We start from the raw sequence: 21,445 nt of genomic DNA, 5'->3' as shown, positions 1-21,445 counted from the left end.
TTGAAATAAATTCCTCACCTATTCTTAGAATATGGCACCACCTCATGCATAACTTTTTCTAATAAATCTTTAATATAAACTATTATAAACAACTTATCTACATTTCTCATTTAAACATATACTTTATCCAAGTAATTATAACATAATCTAATCACACTTTTTAATATCCTAGGACTATTTTCAAATTTCAAATCAGACTCTACTTGTTTTGATTCTCCACAGGTACGGTTCAACATATCACTACTAAATACCATCTATATATGTGATTTGTGGAAAAAATAGTAAAATAATGTTATAATTAATTTATAATTGTAATTTCACATTAAGCTACTTTATTTCTCATAGGTAGTAGCTTAAAGAGTTTATAAATCATAGTCTTAGTTTAAGTAATATGATAACGGGAGTGAATTATATTGGATAATAAAATTAAAGTACACTTCATGGGCATATGCGGAAGCGGTGCTGCACCCATAGCAATCATAGCAAAGAATAGTGGATTTCAGGTTTCTGGATGTGATTTAAATGCGTCAGGGTATTATAAAGATGCTCTTTCAGAAAATGGTATAGAAATTTTACAGGGTCATGATTTAAGCCATATTGAAGATATTGATATCTTAGCAATATCACCAGCCATTTTAGACCTTTCACCTAATCATCCTGAAATAGTGGAAGCTAGAAAAAGAGGAATTTTAATGACCTGGCAGGAGTTTTCTTCAAAATATATTCAAAATGAAAAGTTTCTTATTTCCATTGCAGGTACCCATGGCAAATCTACAACTACAGTTTTAATGGGACTTGTTTTAGAAAATGGAGGACTAGATCCAATTGTGGAAGCTGGAACTACCTTTAAGAAATGGGGTGGCGGCTACAGGCTTGGAAAATCTGATTACTTTGTATGTGAAGCTGATGAATTCAATAATAATTTTTTAAATTATAGTTCTTCAATAGCCATAATAAACAATGTGGAAATGGATCATCCTGAGTTTTTTAAAGATATAACTGAAGTTAAGACTTCCTTCAAAAATTTTATAAAGAAACTTAAGGGTCCTAAAATTTTAATTGTTAATGAAGATAGCTTTGCTATTGGTGAAATATTATTTGAATTAAAGCAGTGGCTAAAGGATGAAGAAGTAAAGGTCATTGGCTATTATATAGATAACAAGATAGACTTCCCCTTCCACTCAGAGTATAAAGCAGAATTAACTTTAAATGCTCCTGACCACTCTTCATTTAAAGTCCTAAGTAATCATAAGGAATATAATTTTAATCTTGGCTTGATAGGTAAACATAATGTAGAAAATTCTTTAGGGGTACTAATTGCAGCCTTAGAACTAGGTGTTACTGTGGATTCTATAAAGGATTCCTTTGAAAATTTCAAGGGAATAGGTAGAAGACTAGAATTAATAGGAGAAGTTCATGAAATTAGGATTTTTGATGACTATGCACATCATCCTACTGCAGTTGCCACTACCTTAGCTTCAATTAAACTTAGTTATCCTGACAAGAAGGTGTTTGCTGTTTTTGAGCCTCATCAACTTTCAAGAGCAAAGCTATTTTTCAATGAGTTTGCTCTAGCACTAGAAAAAGCTGACAGAGTAATTATTACAAAACCCTTTTTAGGAAGAGAAGCAAACAAGAATCTAGAGCCTGTAGATTTTGAACTACTATGTGCTAAAATAGGTAATCATAAAGCAGAGCATATAAAAACTTCTGATGAAATCTGCAGTAAAATCCTTAGTGAAGCTAAAAGTGGAGACATTATCATAGTTTTTGGAGCAGGTGAATCCTATAAATTATCTAGAGAAATAATTAATGCATTAAATAAAAAATCATAGTCCATACTTGTTTTCCTATCAATATTGAAGGTGAATAAAATGAACTTCGTCTTTTAAGCATGTCCTAAACAGAACTTCAAACCTTGAATAATAGTTTTTTAATGAAATTAGAGTTGGATATCGGTGGTATTAATCTCCACCAGCATCCAACTCTAACTTTATAAAAACCTCATTTAATCTAAATTTATTTGTCCATAATGTTCCCCATTACGTTTCATAATAGCTGCCTTCTCACTAATCCAATGGACTGTAAAATACCCACTGGAAAAATTATTTAGCCCATCAATTCTATTCCAATTCACTGGCTTTTTAAATAAACAGAGCTTTTTTTCATATACGGTGCTGTATCCTCCAAGAAAGAAGGACCTTTCAACAATCACCACTGTGTTAGTTTTTTCTGGTGATGTAAAGTATACTTCTTTTTGTTCCAAAAAAATTAGTGGATACAATATAACAGCAATTGAAACTAAAGTAAGACCAATATAAGCAATTGTTTTATTCCATAGTTCCTCTCTAACAACATAGGAAGTAAATAAATATAAACCTGCTATAATTAATCCAGCATCTGTATAATTGCCAATTGGTGATAATTGAAAAAACAGCCTGAGGATTATAGTGACTATTACAATAATTATATAAATCCTAACTATAGTCTTAAATAAACTTTTTCTATTTATACTAATCCCTCCATATTTCTAACAATTAACACTTGAGTTATATAATTATACCGCATCTGAAAAATTGCTAGTATTATAGCTTTATACACGGTTCATTGATAGAATTTTAACTTATTCATCTTTATAAACCCTTAAGAGAACCAGGGTAGGCCTCATATATAAGTTAAATTTTAATTCTGTTTCACAATATTAAAATTTACCTAACACTCAAAATACCATTGAAAGTGAGCCTTTAGGAACTATTAAGTAACCTAAATCAAGATTACTTCTCTTTTATACTGTAAACTATTATTTTCTTACTTTATCTTAACATAACTACCAAAGTTATTTATATACTCATTCCCATTTCCCTGTCTACTCATTCCTTTTTCAGTAATGTATGCATAATCAAGGTAATCCTCATCTAGCAAGTAAATTAAATGAACCTGCTTAGTTTCATTTGGCTTTAAGTCACAGAAGAAGAAATGTCCTCCTGGATAATCCGATTGATCAAAATATATTGGCTCCTTGCTATTTGCGATATCATTACCACTTCTAATATCATTAGCAAATGCTTTAAGGGTACCATCTGATTCTTTCATTCTATATTGAATCGTTGGATATACACCCACGTCTTTTACCTCTTTATTAAGGGGATTTTTAAATGTTAAAGTTACATAGGCAAATTTTCTTCTTGCAGTTTCAGTAACTTGATTTAACTTGTTGTTTTCCCATTTAATAGAGACACTTCTTTCATAATCCTTCAATGTTCCATCCTCATTTAACTGTTCAACATATTCATTATACTCAAAAAAAGAATTTTCATCTAACTTAGGTAACTTATCCATAATCTCAACTTTATCTACAGTGAATTCCAATTTTTCCCTTACTCTAACATCCATATTGATTTTTTCGTTCATATTGAAAACATGATCAGCAGGAACGGGAGGAGCGATATATACATCGTCGTTGCTTGTTTCAACTGTTGGATTATATAGTTTTAAAAATTCTCCAGGAACTACTTCATATTTTATATTTTCTGCTACTTTTTTAAGTTCCTCTAAGGAAATCCCACCACCAACTGTAATAATTTGACCATCCTCTTCATAAATTAAGTCTATTGAATATTTATAAGGCATACCTTCACTTGTATAAATATTTGCCTTTACACCACCAATTGCACCTTCTTCTATACTACTTATACACCCCTTTGTATTCTGATATATATAATCATTTTGATACATAATTATTCCTTTTTCAGAACCAGCATCTCTATTAGGGCCATATTTTCCTGGGGCATTTGCAATAGGTAAATAACCCTCAGGAAGATATTCAGGGGTTATATTAATTAACGGTATTTTATTAATCTTCTTCTCTGATTTAACCTCATAATTAACCACTCCCAAATCTTCATCTCTACTTGTTGTAACAAGAAATTTTTTGCATATTCCATAAGCAGTTACAGAAAAAGCTAGAGTAGCTACTGCAGCGGCAATAAGAACTATAATCTTTTTCCTTTTCATCCTTGTGCCCTTTCTATTAGTAAGGTTAATAGGTTCTATGTTATTTTGTCTTTTAATTATGTCTATCTTTTCATCTTTATACTTTTCTGAGAACTCATGCACTTCTGTAACTTTATCTAGCTCCATAACAGCATCTTCCTCACCTATAAGATAGGTCATTATATCAATTTCAATTTTATTATCCATGCAATTCATCTCCAATCATTTCTTTTTCTATGACTTTTTTTAACCATTTTCTTGCACGTTCATATCTCTTAGTAGCTACTTTTTCACTGATATTTAATAATACTGATATCTCTTTATAACTAAGATCATAATAGCAATGATACCTAATTATCTCACGGTACTTTGCCGGTAGCCTAGAAATCAGTTGCAAAACAATTTGCCTGTCCTCTATAGCTTTTATTGAGTCAAATTTATGTTGATTTTCACTTATCATAGGTTCATCTATACCTTTATCGAATAACTCAGATTCTTTCTTATTTTTACGATATTTATCAATGGCAATATTTTTTATGGTATATGTTATTAATCGTTTCGTCTCCATACTGGATACTTCACTAATATGTCCTAAATGTGGAATTAACTTTATAAATGCATCTTGAACTGCATCTTCTGCTTGTCCAGAATTATTTAGAATTGAATATGCAATACCATACATTTTATGTTCATAAATACTATAAAGTTGCTCTAATATGCTATTTTGAAAATCTTCAACTGCCAAAGTCTTCACTTAATCACTCCTTCCATTTGAGAATACTCTCACCCTATATAACGAATGAAATTCAATTTTGCGACAGTAATAATGGGAATATCTATAAATTATTTTAATCTATAGATATTCCCATTCTATTTAAGCTTTTTTTCTACTATAAAGCTAGAAGTCTTTTTTCAATGTAAAAATATAATTAACGCCCTAGGACATTGACACGCCCTCAATTAGTTACTAGTTATAAACTCCACAGCCTTCAAAGTTCTTTCAGCTAAATCTTCTGGGTACCAGTGACCAATTCCTTTATTAATATGATATTCATGGGCAAGTCCAACTTCTTTAAATAATTTTAAAAGATGCTGAACAGTTGGGTCAGTGTCCTGTTCCCCTTCAAGAATAACTATTTTTGTTTTTCTTTCTGCTAATTTTTTTGTGTCCTCAAGTCCCATGCTATCTAAGTAATCACCAGGACATAATGCAATAACCCCTTTTATTGGCATAGTATTTTCAAAAGCAATATTAATAGAAGTAGTTGCACCACCAGAGAAACCTCCAATTATTACACAAGTTTCATCTATGGAATAGTTTAATAATAACTGTTTATAGCAAGCTTTTAGTTCTTCTCTTGATAGAGCTGGATCCCTAAGCCAGCCAAAGCTGTTATGGAAATACATTTGTGATGATTGAGGATATACAACTATGTACCCTTCTTCTAAAAGTGCATCAGGTTTCCAATACCAGCTATTATTTCTCATATTGCAATGAAATCCATCACCATGTAGGCAAAAGAATAATGGATGTTTTTTTGTTGGGTCATAGGATTTTGGAAGGTGAACTCCATATTTTAGCTTAGAATTTTCTTTAGCTTTTTGAAGTAGCTGTGCATTTAAATTATTAAGAGACTCATATTCAGGATGATTTCTTATTAAATCAAAGTTTGGCCAATGTAGTGGAAATGGATAATCTTTTTCAAGTGCTCTTTTTATAAGCTTAATACAACTGTCACTATTATTGGTTCTAGTATATATTCTAGATTCATCTACCATAAGTTCAAACAGATTTTCTTCATATTCCTCCTTTGGTAAAAGTTCCTTTGCCTGAAGAAGTATATTTAAAACCTCATCATACTTTTCTTCAGAGAAGGGTATCGAATAGTATTGTTCAAATTCATAAAAGTTTTTATAATTCATAAATATCCCCCTAATTAATATTTATTTATAGGTTTCTATGATGGAATTTTAACTTATTCGGTATGAATTTCATTCATCTTCATAGCCCCCTAAAGGAACCAGAGTAGTACTCATGTATGAGTTAAGTTTTAACTCTGGTTCTCTATAAATTAACCCCATTGTACTAATAATATTTTTGTTTCATCAGAATAGTTGTTCTACTTTTAAATAACCCTAGTTGCTTTACTTGCAAAACCAGTTATATTAACAGTTATTAATCATATATTCTATAACCTCATAAGAAATCAATGCTCTATTATTGTAGATGTCCATTAAGCCCCCTTGGTGACAAGCAAAGATTCCATGCTGAAGCATAGCTGCACCAAAGTCTCTTTCTAGTGCACCATTATAAGTAGCTAGTACACAGTACTCTGCTGCATTTCCACAAAGTACAACAAAATCAACTTCTTTTTCTTTTAATATTTCTTCTAAATTTGTCTTCCAAAAACTATTGCTAAAAGTCTTTAAAACCTCTATATCACTATCCTCACTAACCAATTTCTCTACATTTTCAAAGGTGCTATCATTGCCACCTTCAATATCTCTAATCACTATGACAGGTTTACCAGCCTCTCTAAACAATTTAGCAGTTTCATTTATATATTCGAAAGTATTATGGTATTCCTGTTCTTCTTTTCTATGTCCTATAAAAGCTTCCTGTACATCAATTATTAATAACGCAATATTCATTTTGCACGCCTCCTGAATTTTATTTTAACTAATGAAAAAATTCATTTTGAATAGTGACTTTAGAAGAAAATATACCTTTCACCTTAAACTTGTTAAAGAAATAATGAGGATAGGCTAATTATCCTTCTAAAATCTAGTTAAAATTGGGCATAAAAATGCCCGGATGAAATAATTACTTCTCCCGGGCAGCAATTTCAAAGCATTTTCACAGATTTTTAATAAAATGTGCCGGGAACTATGCTTATTTTTACTATGCTATTTAAATTCATCATAATACATCGCTCCCTTCCTACAATTTATACCATAATTATACACTTACATATATATCCAGTCAACCCTATAAGGAGCACTAAACTGTTTTTTTATATCAACTCTAGAATTCACTCACATCAATGGTTTCATCACATTACTTTAAGAGAAAAAAACTTGAAGCTCCTATAATCACACCTTATAATTCCACTTTCACATTAATTTAATATATAGCTATGCCTTGTCATACTGTAAATTAGACTAAGCATTTCACTACTTCAATGACAAAACACTTTAACTTTTCAAGTGGTAAATCTATAAATGAAAACATAAAAGTTAAATCAATTCATTGATAATAACCTTCCTTTTACATTGGTTTAATATAAAGAAAAACCTAATCATATTAGCAAAATAGGAAAAGTACCACATTTCCATACGTGTTAATATGTATCTAATACTTACTACTTTTTCTTGGAGGAAAAATATATGAAGAAAATTAAACCTTACAATTTATATCTTATTATTACTTTAATATCCCAGATACTTTTTTCTCTTATTTTCACTGTTAACATTTTATATCATATAAATACAGCTAAATTAAATCCACTGCAATTAGTTTTAGTAGGTACAGTATTGGAAATAACTATATTTTTATTTGAAATACCCACTGGAATTGTTGCTGATATTAAAAGCAGGAAGTTGTCTATTATAATTGGTTATACCTTAATGGGCACTGGTTTTATTATAGAAGGTTTTTTTCCCTTTTTCTTTTCTATAATTATATCTCAGTTATTTTTTGGAATTGGTTATACCTTTATAAGTGGCGCTACTCAAGCATGGATTATTGATGAATTAGGAGAAGAAAACTCAGGAAATATTTTTGTAAAAGGATCTCAATTGGGACAACTTGGGGAATTAATTGCAATCCCAATTAGCATAATAGTAGGCTTAATAAGTCTTAGTCTACCAATTGTGCTAGGTGGAGCTGGCATGATTCTTCTAGCTATTTTTTTAATAATTGTAATGACAGAAGATGGCTATACACCAAGGCCTCATAAAAATCACACCCACTGGACTCAAATATTAGACACATTAAAAACCACTAAGCAATATATTAAACTTAATCACCTCTTAATTCTATTGCTTGCTCTAGGTTTAGCTTATGGTTTATATAGTGAAGGCTTTGATAGATTATGGACTGCACATCTAATAAAAAATTTCAATTGGGATTTAATGAAGACTTTAAACTCTGTTACTTCTTTTGGCATAATTAGAGGCATCTCTATTTTATTATCAATAGTTGCCTTAGAAATATTAAATAGAAGGTTACATTTTAATAAATTAGCTTTACTTATTAAAGTACTGCTAATAAGTTCACTAATAATCATGCTTTCCCTAATTGGCTTTAGCATGACAAAGAACTTATATATGGCACTAATCCTATTTTGGATTATCATTATAGCGAGGAGCATTACAAGCCCATTATTAGATACTATGTTAAGCAATATTATTACTGATAATAACATTAGAGCAACTATTTTTTCAATCAGAGGCCAAGTTGATTCAATTGGTCAAATTTTAGGTGGCCCTATTGTAGGTTCATTTGGAATTATTTATTCAATTAGAACTGCCTTGCTTATATCAGCTATTCTTTTATCACCCGTTCTATTAATCTATAAATTAATTATTTATAATTTGAAAAAAATAATTTCTATAAAAATTAAGAGTTAAAATCTAAATTAAAATCCTCCATATGAAATAATATTGCCAGCTGTACATTCAATAAGATTATTTACTACAGGCGATAAATATCAATGGGCCAAGGTAGCTTATTTACTTACATCCACATGTTCTATATTCCTAATAGATAAGTAAGCAATAAATGCTCCTACAAATGAAAATATAATGGGTATTATAACTATAGAACTTAATGAAAACCCATTAGCATTTGAGCACATAACAGTTACAATTAATATGGAGGATATTATTGTAGTTGGCACTGATTTTTTTCTCATTCCAAAGTATAGTGGTATTAGTGACATAAAAGCAGAAGTTACTGCGCTAGTATTAATTGAAATTATTGCGTTTGATAAAATTTCTTTAGTAATTTCATCTGGTATAAAGTTAGTAAAGCTATTAATTGCAATTAAAATACCATCTATAAAAATATTAGACAAAAATATAGCTACAAAAGTGAATATGAGCACAATGATGAGTTTTGCTACAATGAGCTTTTTTCGGTTTATTGGATACATAAAGAGCAGTGTCATTGTGCCATTTTTATATTCTTCAATAATTAGTTTGGAAAGTAGTACTGATGCAAATATTATAAAGGTAGCTTTTACTGAAGAATCAACCATTTGAAAAGCAAAGTTATAATTATTTAATATTAGCTCTCCTTCACTTTTAGATATTAAAATCCCAGCTATCATTATTCCTATTATCACTAAATTAGCAATAATAGCACCTTTAATATATCCTGCAACTTTAAACTTTTTCATTTCTAATTTCATAAGCTTAAACATTTCTACTACCCCCATTTAATAAATTTAAGAAATATTCTTCCAAGGATCCATTTTTCTTTGTTATCCCCTCTATGGATATATCACTGTTAATTAGTGTTTTAGTTATTTGATTTTGAGATATACTGCCATCATATATTCTAATTGTTTTGCTATCCAGAACCTTAAAATTAGATATATTTAGGTTGTTTGACAGAACATAAGCTACCTTTTCAGCATCACTTACAATTAGCTCTATATATTCCGTATTACCTGCTCTAATACTCTCCATAGAAACCTCTTCAATTAATCTACCATTATTAATTACCCCTATGGTATCTGCTATTTGTTCAATTTCTGCTAAGATGTGGCTAGAAATTAATATGGTTATGCCATACTCTTTGCTAAGCATTTTGAATAAATCTCTAAATTCCTTAATGCCTATGGGATCAAGACCATTTATAGGCTCATCTAGGATTAACAATTCTGGCTTTGTAGTTATAGCTCTAGCAATGCCCAGCCTTTGCTTCATCCCAAGGGAAAAATCCTTCACTGATTTATTATCAATATTGTTTAACCCTACAAGATCTAAGGCTTTATCTATAGCCTTCTTATCAAAGTATCCCATATACTCACAGTGAAGTTCTAAATTTTCTCTTGCTGAAAGTTTTTCATAAAATACAGGATATTCAATGATGGTTCCTAACCTTTTTAACACCTCATAGGAGGTATCCTTTAGTTTTTCACCAAAGATTTCAATTTCCCCACTGGTAGGCTTAACTAGGTTTGTAATCATCCTCATAAGGGTTGTTTTACCAGCCCCATTTGGTCCTAAAAACCCATAAACTTCTCCCTTTTTAACACTCATATTCACGTTAGATACAACTTCTTTTCCATTATAAGCTTTTGTCAAATTGTTAGTTTTTAATACATATAACATATCTATCTCCCCATTCCAAATTGTCTATATTAATGAACTGTCTATATTTATATTGTAGCAACTGAACTTATCTTTTTTTTTACTTAAATCTTACAAAATTCTTAAGTTTGCATCCAAAATAAAAAGATGCTCAATTTTACTAAGCACCTTATTGACTAGTAGGTTATTTTCTTTAACTTAACGATAAATGCCGTCTTCTCATAAGGCTTACTTTCTAGAAAAATTTCTCCTCCTAAGGTTTCAACAAGTCTTTTAGTTATGGTGAGTCCAAGACCACTGCCTTGATACTGCTTGTTTCTTGAGTCCTCAAGAGTATACATTCTTTCAAAAATCCTGTCTTTATATATTTCGCTAATTCCCTTACCTTTATCCCAAATTTCTAAATATACATAGTCCTCATGACTTTTTAAGGATAAGCCTAGAAACTTTCCTGCAGCTCCATATTTAATAGCATTTGAAATTAAATTGTTTAAAATTCTATCTATAGCTTCTTCATTTCCCATAGAAAAAATGTTTTCTTCTGGAACATCTATATGAACTTCAATGCCATTACTTGTTAGGACATCATAAAAACCTAAGAGGGTTTTTAAGCAAAGTTCTTTTATATTAACTCTTGTTAAAGGAATATCCTTGTCCCCTGCTTCAAGCTTTGCTAAATCAAAGAACTTATTAATTAGCTCTAAAACTTCCCTTGCTTTACCTTCTACCTTACACAGCAAAGTATCTCTTTCTTCTTTACTTATATCCTTATCCAGCTTTATTGTTTCAATGTATCCAAGTACCACTGTAAGAGGCGTTTTTAAGTCATGAGAAATGTTTGATAGCATTTTTTTCATTGCTATTTCTGTCTTTGAATAATCTGCCTGTACCTTTTGATTATTCTCTAAGAGTTTATTAATTCTTGTTAACACTGAAATAAGCTCTTTATCATCAGTGAAAACTAAAAGTTTCTCATTGGTGCAATTATCAATGATGTTATCTAGCTTCTCATAAGTGTACTTTAAATCAGCACTTCTTTTCTTTTGTGACATATATTGAAAACAAATTACCCCTAATAAAATGAAAATAACTATTGATAAAAAATATATCATTTAAAGTTCTCCTAACTTATAGCCTATGCCCCATAAGGTTTTGATGTATTCAGGTTTTGAAGGATTATCCTCTATTTTTTCTCTTAATCTTCTCATATGAACACTTATTACATTCTCATCTCCAAAATAATCATCTTTCCAAACAAAACTATAGATTTCTCCCTTAGTGAAAACTCTGTTAGGATTTGAAATAAATAGCTTTAAAATATCAAATTCCTTTGAAGTGAGCTGCAAGTTTACACCATTTTTAGTAACGGTATAATTTTTAAGTTCAATAGAAAGATTGCCAAAGTTAATAACTTCATCTTCTTTCTTCTGCTCGCTTTGTGAGTATTTAGTTGCTCGTCTTATTGCTGCCTTAATTCTTGCTGAAAGCTCAACCATAGAAAAAGGCTTAGCTATATAATCATCAGCACCTAAGCCAAGACCAATAGCCTTATCAAAATCTCTATCCTTTGCTGACATAATTAAAATTGGTATTGAGCTTTTTTCCCTTATAATTTTCAAAACTTCCATTCCATCAAGGTTTGGCAGCATTATATCAAGAAGAATTAAATCAAAGGAATTGCTAAAAAACTTACCTAGACCTTCTTCTCCATTAAAAGCTGCAGTTAGGGTAAAACCTTCTTTTTTTAAATAATTCACTACCATTTCACTTATAGACACATCATCTTCAATAAGTAGAATTCTATTTTCCATAAAACATAACCTCATTCTTACATAACAATTATTTCAATATTATACCATAGTATCCCAATACATACCAAATCCTTCACTTTTATAATTATTACTCTACTTAACTGCATAAAACAAGGAGTGCTCCCCTAAATCTCTCTTTTATAAGCTGTTATTAAATGACTTATAAGCCCTTTTATATAATTTTTGTAAAGGTTTAAAAAAAGAAGTGAAAACCAGTTGAATTAATGTTAGAATATTTATGTCAGTATAAGGCATTTTCAAGTGCCTAATTATAAAAATCCCTCAAGGAGTATTTCTTGAGAAAAAATATTTTTTTAGAAAAGGAGCATTAATATGAATAAGCCAATTTTATCAGCTCACTTCGAGTCAAGAATGCCATCAGATGTAAGACTAGCTCAAATGAAATATGAAGAGCGTAAAGTTAAACCTGAAGCTGTAATCAACGTAGGTATAGGTAACGTTTCTCTTCCTACAAACCCAGCTATGATGAAAAGAATGTTTGAACTAGGTGCACCTGAAAGCCCATTTGCAAAGGGTGTTGTTAGATATTCAACTACTGCTGGTGTTCAAGAGTGCCAAGATGCTTTCAAAAACATCCTTAAGTGTGAAGGTTTTGATACAAGCAAATTATTTGTTCAAGTAACTGACGGCGGATCTGCTGCTATGGAATTGCTTTTACTAGGAGTTTGTGGTGCTGCAGGCACTGGGGACAAGCCACTTATGGTTATTGACCCAGCATACACAAATTATATTTCTTTTGCAGAAAGAATTGGACGTAAAATTGTTACAGTATCTCGTGATTTAAATGAAAATGGTAAGTTTAGTCTTCCAGAATTAAATAAAATAGAAGAATCAATAAAAGAGCATAATCCAGGAGCACTTCTTGTGATCCCTTATGACAACCCAACTGGACAATACTTTGATTTTGAAACTCTTAAAGAATTAGCTAAGCTTTGCGTTAAGTACAACATGTGGATGGTAAGTGATGAAGCTTATCGTGAATTATTCTATGATGTAAACAGTAAGCTTGTAAGTATTTGGGGAGTTACTGATGCTGAGGTTCCTGGTATTGAAGGAAGAAGAATCAGTATCGAAACTACATCAAAAGTATGGAATGCTTGTGGTTTAAGAATAGGTGCTCTAATTACAGATAGTGCTGAATTCAACAACCGTTCTGTTGCTGAGTATACTGCAAACCTTTGTGCTAACGTAATTGGTCAGTACATCTTCGGTGCTCTTGCTCACCAAACTAAAGAAGAAATTGCTCAGTGGTGCACTAGCATTAGAGAATACTACAAAGAGCAAATCTTCAACGTATATAATGGTCTTAAAAAACAAGAGCCTGGCTTAATTGTTTCTAGCCCAGATGCATCTATCTACACTGTAATCGATGTTAGAAACGTAGTAAAACCTGGCTTTAACGGAATTGACTTCATTTTATACTGTGCTCAAGAAGGATCTGTTAACATTGATGGAGTTGAAACAACTCTACTTGTAGCACCAATGAAAGGCTTCTACAATGTAGCTAAAGATGCAGTAAACCCAGGAAATACTCAATTTAGAATTTCCTTCGTTGAAACTCCAGAAAACATGGCAAAAGTTCCTGAGTTATTTGTTAAGCTTTTAAGACAATTTGAAGCTCAAAGATAATTTAAAAATCATATAGTTTTAAGGGAAGCCAAAAATGGCTTCCCTTAATTTATATTTTAAGAAGAATCTGCGCTAAATTTTTTTAAGTTCCTCTACTGTTCTTTCATTTCTTACATCTCCAGTGTTCAATGTTGTTTTTGCTTCAATCAACATCACATGTACTTCTTCTTCAGCAACTGGCATATGTTCAACTCCTTTTGGAATAATAAGAAATTCTCCTTCTTTTAAATAAACGTCTTTATCCCTAAACCTAATAATCAATAGTCCTTTTAGAACATAAAACATCTCATCTTCATTCTCATGAATGTGCCATAAAAATTCACCCTTGAATTTGGCAACTTTCACATATGATTCATTAACCTCACCTAAAATTTTAGGACTCCAATGCTCATTAAAAAGATTTAACTTCTCGTAAATGTTAATTTTATCCATCTTTATATCTCCTTCGCTATACCTAATAAGAATGTTGTAAACTAAATTGCAGTTTCTTGATTAAAAATCTTACATGTTTAATATTTTTATTACGCTTTTTATAGAACTAATAATTGGTATCAATAAAAATAATCCGCTTATTATCATTGCACTTATTGGTAGACTTTTCTTATAACCTTTTCCAGTAATTGCAATAATGCCAATCACAAAACTAACTAAAGATATAGCAAACATAAAGTTCATTATAAAATAAGAAATAGCCAAACTCTTATTTAAGCCTGTACCCATTGGCGCCGACAAGTCTATGATTGTTTGAACAACAACATAGATGATAGGAATCAATGCTAATAAAAAAGATATAATTCCCAGTTTTGAATGTTTTAATCTTTCCATAACGCACCCCTCTATAAGTATTTCATAATATCTTACTAATATGTGGTTTTGATTTACAACTCTTCACTTCTTTTATTATACATCTTTTCCTTCAATTCTAGTATAATGTATATAAATAGATAATTAGGGGGAAAATGTTATGTCAATTAATTGCCAAAGAGAATTTGAACTTTTAAAGAAAATTGGTTTTGTAAGAACTAGCGGCTCAGAAGAAGAATTTAAAGCTGCAAACATGCTACTAGAAGAAATTGCTTCCATAGGATGTGAAGGACACTTAGAAGCTTTTAAAGCTCCAACTTCTAAAATTACAAAAGCTACGCTAAAAGTAGTGGAGCCCTATGAGAAGGAATATGAGATTGCACCATATAACTGTGCAATTGGCACGCCTGAAGGTGGAATAACTACAGATTTTATATATATTGAGGATGGACTTGATGTAAATTTAGTTAACCTTAAAGGAAAATTTGTACTTATGAATACTCGTCCAAACCCTAAGCTTTATAAAAAACTTATTGATGCTGGTATTGCTGGTTATATAACTATGTCTGGTACTGCCATGGATGAGGAAGATAAAACTGATATTTCTATTGCTAGAATCCGTGAAAAAAATACACAACATGGAAAAATACCTGCTGTAAATATGCGCATGAAGGACTGCTTTGAAATAGTTAGGGACAAGGCTTCTAAAGTACATGTGGAAATAATCATGGAGGATATAGAACTTCCTTCTCAAAATGTGGTTGTAACCTTAGAAGGAACAAAATACCCTGAGGAGATAATTTCCTTCGGTGCTCACTATGACAGTGTTCCTTATAGTACAGGAGTATATGACAATGGAGCTGGTTCCGTTATTATAATGGAGCTTTTAAGACATTTCAAAGAAAATCCACCAATGAGAACTGTAAAATTTGTATGGTATGGTTCTGAGGAAGTTGGACTTCTTGGAAGTAAAGCATACTTAAAAGACCATGAAGAAGAGCTTAAAAAACATCTTCTAATGATTAATGTAGACGTTGCTGGTTCTATTCTTGGAAAAGAAATGGCTCTAGTTACTGCTGAGCAAAGCTTAGTTGATTATATTGATCATACAGCTAAAGTTAAAGGATTCCCACTTAAAGTAGAACAGAGCATATACTCAAGTGATTCTACAGCTTTTGCTGATGCTGGAATTCCATCAGTTACCTTCTGCCGCTTTGCACCTCATGGTGGAGCATTCATTCATACTAGAGATGATGTTATGGATTACTTAAGTGCTGAAGCTTTAGAAAAAACTACTATAATAACTAAGGAATTCAGTGAAGCAGTTATAAATTCAGTGGTATTCCCAGTTGATAGGAAAATTCCTGAGAATATGAGAAAGAAATTAGATGAGTACTTTGATAAAGAACCTAAGAAAGAAGAGTCATCTGAGAATAAAAAATAATTATAAACAGGGCTATTTCAAGTTGAACAGCTAAAGCTCCTTGAAAATAGCCCTATTTTTTTTAATAACTTTTTAAATAATGAACAAGTTCATTTTATAAAGCTGCTTTGGAAGCAGATTTAAATTGCCGCCAAAGGAACTTACCTATACTGAGCAACTGCCACTTAAAGAAGCTGTCAGACTTAAAGCTTCCAAGATGTTGTTAAAGCAAAGTCTGTCCATAATTTATTAATAACATTGGTGGTATTTATTCCAACGGTAGGTTTTTTAGTTTCTGCTCCACTGCTCTTGATATTCTAAACAAGGAGGAGCCTGCCATAATCCCTGCTGCTATAGCTGCTGCATAACCTACAGTATGTGAACCATTACGAAGAAACTCATCCATCATGCCGTTAACAGCATAATTCATAGTAAAATAAAGTGCACGTCCAGGAATTAAGGGAACCACTGAAGAAGTCAAAAAAGTAGTAGTTGGTGTTTTCTCAATTCGTGCTAAAACCTCTGAATATATAGTAACTATCATAGTAGATATAAAATACCTAGACATTTCACTTACAATCCAATTACCTAATAAAAGATAGACTATCCAAGAAAGCATGCCACCTATAGCCGCAAGCCATAATCTTCTTCCTTTTATATTAAAAAGAATTGAGAATCCCAAGGAACCTATAAAAGCTGTGGCAATTTGAGTTATATAAATCATTTAAAACTACCTCCGAAAAAAATTGAAGCAATACCAAAGCCTACAGCAATAGATAATGCTACAACAACTGCTTCACAAAGTCGAAATAACCCTGATATGGTATCTCCACTGATTATATCCCTGATGGAATTTGTAAGAGCAATTCCTGGAATCATCAGCATTATATTTCCTATGATAATCTTATCTAAATTATCCCCAACACCAACATTAACAGATACTATTGCAAGTATTCCAATAATAAAAGAGCAGATTATATTAGAAAATATCACGTTCTTATCCACCTTCTGAACTACAATAATGAATAACTTCAAAAGTATAGCTATTAAAGAGGATACTAGGGCATCCATTAAGGTTCCCCCAAAAAAGATAGTAAAACCACCAGCAATTATGGCATAAGCAAAATATTCAATAGTAGAACTATAAACCTTCTCTTTATTTATTTCCTTCAATTCATCAATAATATATTCAGGCTCTGGCCTGTTACTACATATATATCTCGAAAGGCTGTTGAGCTTATCCACCTTATCTAAATTAGTAGAGTATTTATAAATTCTTCTGGTTTGAGTAAGAATACTCCCGTCCTCTCTCTGCACGGTGACCACAATACTTGAGGTTATTGTAAAAACATCAATCCGCTTTGCATTATAAGCCTTACAAATACGTCTAATAGAATCCTCAACCCTATTAATTTCAGCACCACTAACTAGCATTTGCTCTCCGATATCCATTACACAGTATAATAATTCCTCAGTTAACATTATAAATATCTCCTTTAAGTATTTAATCATCAATATTATAACTAATAATGTCACTGTAATCTATAACATATTCTGTTCATAATTTATTAAATCCTAATGAGGTAAATTTGCATTAGTCAATTTGTTCAACGCATTTTTTTGTTTTAGGGAACCAGAGTTGAAACTTAAGTTATGCGTGAGCTCTAGCCAGGTTCCCACAAGGGGTTATTAATATTAATGAAATTCATACTAAACAAGTTAAAATTCCATCCTTAAGCCCTATTGCTACCTCTAGAAAAATTTATTCAAAAAGTAACTGGGCTATTTTCAAAGGGAGACTTTATCCACTTTGAAAATAGCCCTTTATGCCTCTATATTAATCACCCCTAAGGTAATTTTATTATTTTATACCAATAGCTTTTACCTAAGAATTCTTTCATCAAGCCTTCTTACAAAGCCATAAGTATAAGGATCAAAATACTTGTTCCAAAATCTTAAAGCAGTAGGATTAATAGTTTCGCAGTCTACTCCTAACCTTTTTATACCATCCTTCTTTAAGGTTTCAAGTACAAAGGCAAGTAAACTTTGATATATATTTTTCCCTCTATAATCTTCTTTTAAATAGGCACCGCAAATATTTAAAACATCTGGTTCCTCAGAAATAAAGGTTTCTCCATCCTTCATAATTTCAAAGTATCCAATAATATCAGATTTATCCTTTGCAACAAAGAACCTTGACTTTCGCCTATTACACATAGCGATAAATTTCTCTTCTGAAAACTCTTCATTAGGGAAATAGGTAGGACTCTTTATCATATGTCTAGCCAAACTATTTTTTAATGACAGCAAACAACTTGCCTCACTATAATGAATTTCCTCATAAGTGTACTCTTTATTTACTTGAATATTTAAAGGCTTGTCAACACTTCTTATAGCATCACTGCACCTTATACCAAAGCCATTCATTGATAAAGATGTCATAACTTCAGCATCATGACTATATGCACAAATTCCATAGCTTAAAATTTCTTCCTTAACCATTTCTTCCGAAGTATGTTGAAATAAAAGTGAAGCGAGCCTACCTCTATCTTCACCTCTATAGCCATTAGCAAATAATGGCGAGAAGGAACCTTTTACATTTCCAAAATGACCATTAATACTTGCCCAGAAGCTTAGATATCCTAACAGCTTTCCTTTTTCTAGTGCTACTACCCCATAATTCCCCTTAAACATTTCAGTCAACAAATCAGTAAGAACAACCTTATAGTCTTTTTCATATAAGGCCTCTATATACTTTCGCTCCCTATCATATTGTGCTTGTGCAATGTTAACTGCATCTTCTATATACTTTTCATTTAATTTCTCAAATAACATTCCCCTACCTCACTTTATTAGTTTATTTTATAACTTTCTTACTTTATAACTATTTTAATTTCTTCACTCATAATTCCTTACCCCAAGATTTTTTCTACTACATATCACCACTAAGACTAATCAAAGAATATATACTATGCACCTCTAATTATACATAATATTCCTAAAATGTCATATATTTTAGTTAGCATTTTTATTGAAAATAAGGTTTATTCTTAATGTGGAATTATTATGAAACTTTCACTTTATTAAATTATAAATTTGAATTTATTTTTTAACACCTGAAAACTTCTTTCAATCCAATTATTGACACTAATAATTATCACAACTAAACTTAATATGTAAAATAAATTCAGTAAAGTTATTTTTTAACTAATCAATAAATCTTAGATATATTATTCAAGTGTACTTTATTATTAAATATAGTTATCACATATTTTTACCAACTTAATATAATAGTGTATTGAATTTATATTACGGATTTACAAATTTAAAGCTTATTAACATGGGGCTTAGCTTTAATTTGTGCACTTATAGAATTAATATATTAAAATAAAATCTTGGGGGGATTTTTATGACACAAACTGCACCTAATGTAAAAATTGGATATAAGTCTTTATTAAGTGAAAAAGCATACCTTATGAACTTAACTGCTAACTTAATATCTAGATTTGGTGACTCTATTGACTCTATAGCTTATGGCTGGATGATTTATGAACTTACAGGCTCAAAGGCATTATTAGCAGTATTATTTGGAATTAATGCAATACCTAATATTATCTTTCAACCTATAGCCGGAGTATTTGTAGATTATTTTAAAAAGAAGAGAATTATAGCTCTCTGTGATTTAGGCAGAGGATTATTAGTCCTACTAACGGCATTTTTATTTTTCACAGAAAATTTAAGACCTTGGCACTTAATTGTAATAACATTTTGCAATTCAACCTTGGAATCCTTTAGAGGACCCGCAAGTATGGCTATGTTCCCTTATATATTAAGTAAAGAAAAATACTCTTTAGGAACAGCTTTTTCTCAAAGCACAAGCAGATTTGTAGAAATTATAGGCTTCGCAGCAGCTGGAATAATAATTGGTATTTTAGGTATAAGTGGTGCTATTATAATCGATGGTGTAACCTTCTTAATCTGCGCCACTATAATTGTAAATATTAGGTATGAAGGAGAAATTGTTAAAAAGAAAGCTGTAGAATATAAACAATACTTTACTGATTTAAAAGACGGTCTAAAATATTTTAAAAATGATAAGCTTATAGCAAACATTTGCTTGTTTGGAGCCGTATTCAGTGCTTTATTAGTACCTTTCAACTCACTTCAAGCTGCATATGTAGGAGAAGGCTTAAGTCAAGGTCCTGAAATTATATCCCTTATTAACATTGCTATGACAATGGGACTAATTCTAGGCTCTCTTTTCTATCCTAGGATTGCAAAAAAAATTAAAGGACTATATCTGTTTTTAACCTCTGGGATACTTTTTGGTATTGTGTATATCATTTTCTCTATACTTCCTATTGTAAACCAGACTCTACTGCTTCCTATTATAACTATAACTTGTTTATTTGGTGGTTTTGTTGCTTCGCTATTCATGATGATTATTAATGTAGCTTTTATGACTAATATAAATCAAGAATACCTTGGAAGAGTTGCTGGGTTATTCAATTCCATGGCTATGTGCTCAACTCCTATTGCATCTATGATCGTGGCTTCAATTGCACCTTTTACATCCATTATGTATTTGTATGCTGGATGTGGAATATTAGTAATACTACTGTTTATCGCTCAAATATTCAATAAGCATTTAAGAAATCTTTAAACCTCAAAACATAGTTTGTAATATAAGAAATCATAATCTTTTTATACATTACTTGAAAATTAACATTAAGTTTCTTGGTCTTCATATAGAAGTTAAAAGCAAAGAAAAAAGTGCTACATCCTAGAAAGATTAGCACTTTATCTTAATTAATAATCAATTAATTTTATCAAATAGCCCTAAAACAAAATAAATGTTCTAAGAAAAGCTTAGTGTTGGTAGCACTAAGCTTTTCTTACTTATCTCATATAAATTTTTTTAAAAAATATCATGGCCGCCTCTTCAGTTATCAATTATTCCTAATAGATTAAGAAGGAGTACCCTTTACGGATACACCTTCTTAATTGCTTAAATAGTCCACTATGCTATCATTAATATTAAGTATTATCTAATCAATTTCCCTTAGCTTATTAATTATCATTTCCGAAATTAGCATATGGAACTCTAGAAATAATACTGTAGCAATGTGTTTATTTCAGCCATTCTATCTCTCATAAGTTCTAAATCTCTTAGGCTTTTAGAATTTATGAGAGACAATACCTTTAAAAACATTAGCTTTTCAAAGGAAATTATTAAAAAGTCCTCCATCTCAATAGCACCCAAACAATTAATGCATTTTATGGAATATATGCTACAATTTATATATATTCTAAAATAGTACTTTCACATTATATTATGTGGTAATAAAATAAATTTGAGGTGTTATTATGCTAATACAACCACTTTGTATTGTTTTCGCTCCATGCATAGTCTGATGAAGGACAGTAATTGCATGGAGCAATA

General features: G+C 30.9%; 20 protein-coding genes. 5 read left to right on the top strand and 15 right to left on the bottom strand.

Going from position 1 to position 21,445, the window contains the following annotated elements; translation table 11 throughout:
* Positions 1 to 413 precede the first annotated feature (413 nt).
* Positions 414 to 1,835, top strand: a complete 1,422-nt coding sequence (gene murC / locus C661_RS0103775; RefSeq protein WP_017413966.1) for a UDP-N-acetylmuramate--L-alanine ligase — start codon at positions 414 to 416, stop codon at positions 1,833 to 1,835.
* Between the two features lie 173 nt (positions 1,836 to 2,008).
* Here the strand turns inward: murC and C661_RS0103770 are convergent, their stop codons facing one another.
* From C661_RS0103770 to C661_RS0103750, 5 genes are all read right to left on the bottom strand, one after another.
* Positions 2,009 to 2,266, bottom strand: coding sequence for a hypothetical protein (locus tag C661_RS0103770; RefSeq protein ID WP_157785674.1), 258 nt, complete (start codon positions 2,264 to 2,266; stop codon positions 2,009 to 2,011).
* Between the two features lie 542 nt (positions 2,267 to 2,808).
* Entirely contained in the window at positions 2,809 to 4,200 is a 1,392-nt protein-coding gene (locus tag C661_RS0103765) for a DUF4367 domain-containing protein (RefSeq protein WP_017413964.1), read from the bottom strand.
* On the bottom strand, positions 4,193 to 4,747 hold the full coding sequence (locus C661_RS21245) for an RNA polymerase sigma factor (RefSeq protein WP_017413963.1): 555 nt from the start codon (positions 4,745 to 4,747) through the stop codon (positions 4,193 to 4,195). Before C661_RS21245 ends, C661_RS0103765 begins: the two co-directional genes overlap by 8 nt.
* A 206-nt stretch (positions 4,748 to 4,953) precedes the next feature.
* Positions 4,954 to 5,916 (bottom strand): alpha/beta hydrolase, encoded by a 963-nt coding sequence (locus C661_RS0103755; protein ID WP_017413962.1) that lies wholly within the window; start codon positions 5,914 to 5,916, stop codon positions 4,954 to 4,956.
* A gap of 243 nt (positions 5,917 to 6,159) precedes the next feature.
* A complete protein-coding gene (locus C661_RS0103750) occupies positions 6,160 to 6,645 on the bottom strand; it encodes a cysteine hydrolase family protein (protein WP_017413961.1) in 486 nt (161 codons plus the stop codon).
* 735 nt (positions 6,646 to 7,380) lie between these two features.
* Between C661_RS0103750 and C661_RS0103745 the strand changes: the two genes are divergently transcribed.
* Positions 7,381 to 8,625, top strand: a complete 1,245-nt coding sequence (locus tag C661_RS0103745; RefSeq protein WP_017413960.1) for an MFS transporter — start codon at positions 7,381 to 7,383, stop codon at positions 8,623 to 8,625.
* Between the two features lie 98 nt (positions 8,626 to 8,723).
* On the opposite strand, the gene C661_RS0103740 is transcribed toward C661_RS0103745, so the two are convergent.
* The 4 genes from C661_RS0103740 to C661_RS0103725 form a co-directional block, all read right to left on the bottom strand.
* Positions 8,724 to 9,407 carry an ABC transporter permease gene (locus C661_RS0103740; protein WP_278243990.1) on the bottom strand — a complete coding sequence of 228 codons (684 nt, stop codon included), beginning with the start codon at positions 9,405 to 9,407 and terminating at the stop codon, positions 8,724 to 8,726.
* 4 nt (positions 9,408 to 9,411) lie between these two features.
* Positions 9,412 to 10,335, bottom strand: coding sequence for an ABC transporter ATP-binding protein (locus C661_RS0103735; protein ID WP_017413958.1), 924 nt, complete (start codon positions 10,333 to 10,335; stop codon positions 9,412 to 9,414).
* Between the two features lie 155 nt (positions 10,336 to 10,490).
* Positions 10,491 to 11,426: a sensor histidine kinase gene (locus C661_RS0103730; RefSeq protein WP_017413957.1), complete on the bottom strand. Its 936-nt coding sequence runs from the start codon at positions 11,424 to 11,426 to the stop codon at positions 10,491 to 10,493.
* Positions 11,427 to 12,125 (bottom strand): response regulator transcription factor, encoded by a 699-nt coding sequence (locus tag C661_RS0103725; protein ID WP_017413956.1) that lies wholly within the window; start codon positions 12,123 to 12,125, stop codon positions 11,427 to 11,429.
* Positions 12,126 to 12,458: 333 nt separating this feature from the next.
* On the opposite strand from C661_RS0103725, the gene C661_RS0103720 reads away from it, so the two are divergent.
* Complete coding sequence (locus C661_RS0103720) at positions 12,459 to 13,775, top strand: pyridoxal phosphate-dependent aminotransferase (protein WP_017413955.1); 1,317 nt, start codon at positions 12,459 to 12,461, stop codon at positions 13,773 to 13,775.
* Positions 13,776 to 13,847: 72 nt separating this feature from the next.
* Here C661_RS0103720 and C661_RS0103715 read toward each other — a convergent pair whose 3' ends face one another.
* Both C661_RS0103715 and C661_RS0103710 read right to left on the bottom strand, forming a co-directional pair.
* Positions 13,848 to 14,207 carry a cupin domain-containing protein gene (locus C661_RS0103715; protein ID WP_017413954.1) on the bottom strand — a complete coding sequence of 120 codons (360 nt, stop codon included), beginning with the start codon at positions 14,205 to 14,207 and terminating at the stop codon, positions 13,848 to 13,850.
* 69 nt (positions 14,208 to 14,276) lie between these two features.
* The gene (locus C661_RS0103710; RefSeq protein WP_017413953.1) at positions 14,277 to 14,600 is read right to left on the bottom strand and encodes a hypothetical protein; all 324 of its coding nucleotides are present in this window, start codon (positions 14,598 to 14,600) and stop codon (positions 14,277 to 14,279) included.
* Positions 14,601 to 14,739: 139 nt separating this feature from the next.
* Here C661_RS0103710 and C661_RS0103705 point away from each other — a divergent pair, with 139 nt between their 5' ends.
* On the top strand, positions 14,740 to 16,023 hold the full coding sequence (locus C661_RS0103705) for a M28 family metallopeptidase (protein ID WP_017413952.1): 1,284 nt from the start codon (positions 14,740 to 14,742) through the stop codon (positions 16,021 to 16,023).
* Positions 16,024 to 16,270: 247 nt separating this feature from the next.
* On the opposite strand, the gene C661_RS0103700 is transcribed toward C661_RS0103705, so the two are convergent.
* The 3 genes from C661_RS0103700 to C661_RS0103690 all read right to left on the bottom strand — a co-directional run bounded on the left by C661_RS0103700 (position 16,271) and on the right by C661_RS0103690 (position 18,837).
* A complete protein-coding gene (locus C661_RS0103700) occupies positions 16,271 to 16,726 on the bottom strand; it encodes a threonine/serine exporter family protein (RefSeq protein WP_017413951.1) in 456 nt (151 codons plus the stop codon).
* Positions 16,723 to 17,484: a threonine/serine exporter family protein gene (locus tag C661_RS0103695; protein WP_017413950.1), complete on the bottom strand. Its 762-nt coding sequence runs from the start codon at positions 17,482 to 17,484 to the stop codon at positions 16,723 to 16,725. Before C661_RS0103695 ends, C661_RS0103700 begins: the two co-directional genes overlap by 4 nt.
* Positions 17,485 to 17,883: 399 nt before the next feature.
* Positions 17,884 to 18,837 (bottom strand): GNAT family N-acetyltransferase, encoded by a 954-nt coding sequence (locus C661_RS0103690; protein ID WP_017413949.1) that lies wholly within the window; start codon positions 18,835 to 18,837, stop codon positions 17,884 to 17,886.
* A 574-nt stretch (positions 18,838 to 19,411) separates the two neighbouring features.
* On the opposite strand from C661_RS0103690, the gene C661_RS0103685 reads away from it, so the two are divergent.
* Positions 19,412 to 20,665, top strand: a complete 1,254-nt coding sequence (locus C661_RS0103685; protein WP_017413948.1) for an MFS transporter — start codon at positions 19,412 to 19,414, stop codon at positions 20,663 to 20,665.
* Positions 20,666 to 21,106: 441 nt separating this feature from the next.
* On the opposite strand, the gene C661_RS23565 is transcribed toward C661_RS0103685, so the two are convergent.
* On the bottom strand, positions 21,107 to 21,250 hold the full coding sequence (locus C661_RS23565) for a hypothetical protein (protein WP_017413947.1): 144 nt from the start codon (positions 21,248 to 21,250) through the stop codon (positions 21,107 to 21,109).
* Positions 21,251 to 21,445 lie beyond the last annotated feature (195 nt).

The organism is Clostridium tunisiense TJ, assembly GCF_000300195.1.
GTDB classification, from domain to species: Bacteria; Bacillota; Clostridia; order Clostridiales; family Clostridiaceae; genus Clostridium_J; species Clostridium_J tunisiense.
Note: the sequence above shows the minus strand (reverse complement) of the source record. Positions and strands in the feature narration are given on the sequence as shown.

What these genes read in the sequence shown, in the direction of transcription:
- C661_RS0103765 (WP_017413964.1), bottom strand. Translation starts at nt 4,200, where the DNA reads ATGGATAATAAAATTGAAATTGATATAATGACCTATCTTATAGGTGAG.
- C661_RS0103755 (WP_017413962.1), bottom strand. Translation starts at nt 5,916, where the DNA reads ATGAATTATAAAAACTTTTATGAATTTGAACAATACTATTCGATACCC.
- C661_RS0103750 (WP_017413961.1), bottom strand. Translation starts at nt 6,645, where the DNA reads ATGAATATTGCGTTATTAATAATTGATGTACAGGAAGCTTTTATAGGA.
- C661_RS0103745 (WP_017413960.1), top strand. Translation starts at nt 7,381, where the DNA reads ATGAAGAAAATTAAACCTTACAATTTATATCTTATTATTACTTTAATA.
- C661_RS0103740 (WP_278243990.1), bottom strand. Translation starts at nt 9,407, where the DNA reads ATGAAATTAGAAATGAAAAAGTTTAAAGTTGCAGGATATATTAAAGGT.
- C661_RS0103735 (WP_017413958.1), bottom strand. Translation starts at nt 10,335, where the DNA reads ATGTTATATGTATTAAAAACTAACAATTTGACAAAAGCTTATAATGGA.
- C661_RS0103730 (WP_017413957.1), bottom strand. Translation starts at nt 11,426, where the DNA reads ATGATATATTTTTTATCAATAGTTATTTTCATTTTATTAGGGGTAATT.
- C661_RS0103725 (WP_017413956.1), bottom strand. Translation starts at nt 12,125, where the DNA reads ATGGAAAATAGAATTCTACTTATTGAAGATGATGTGTCTATAAGTGAA.
- C661_RS0103720 (WP_017413955.1), top strand. Translation starts at nt 12,459, where the DNA reads ATGAATAAGCCAATTTTATCAGCTCACTTCGAGTCAAGAATGCCATCA.
- C661_RS0103715 (WP_017413954.1), bottom strand. Translation starts at nt 14,207, where the DNA reads ATGGATAAAATTAACATTTACGAGAAGTTAAATCTTTTTAATGAGCAT.
- C661_RS0103710 (WP_017413953.1), bottom strand. Translation starts at nt 14,600, where the DNA reads ATGGAAAGATTAAAACATTCAAAACTGGGAATTATATCTTTTTTATTA.
- C661_RS0103705 (WP_017413952.1), top strand. Translation starts at nt 14,740, where the DNA reads ATGTCAATTAATTGCCAAAGAGAATTTGAACTTTTAAAGAAAATTGGT.
- C661_RS0103700 (WP_017413951.1), bottom strand. Translation starts at nt 16,726, where the DNA reads ATGATTTATATAACTCAAATTGCCACAGCTTTTATAGGTTCCTTGGGA.
- C661_RS0103695 (WP_017413950.1), bottom strand. Translation starts at nt 17,484, where the DNA reads ATGTTAACTGAGGAATTATTATACTGTGTAATGGATATCGGAGAGCAA.
- C661_RS0103690 (WP_017413949.1), bottom strand. Translation starts at nt 18,837, where the DNA reads ATGTTATTTGAGAAATTAAATGAAAAGTATATAGAAGATGCAGTTAAC.
- C661_RS0103685 (WP_017413948.1), top strand. Translation starts at nt 19,412, where the DNA reads ATGACACAAACTGCACCTAATGTAAAAATTGGATATAAGTCTTTATTA.
- C661_RS23565 (WP_017413947.1), bottom strand. Translation starts at nt 21,250, where the DNA reads ATGGAGGACTTTTTAATAATTTCCTTTGAAAAGCTAATGTTTTTAAAG.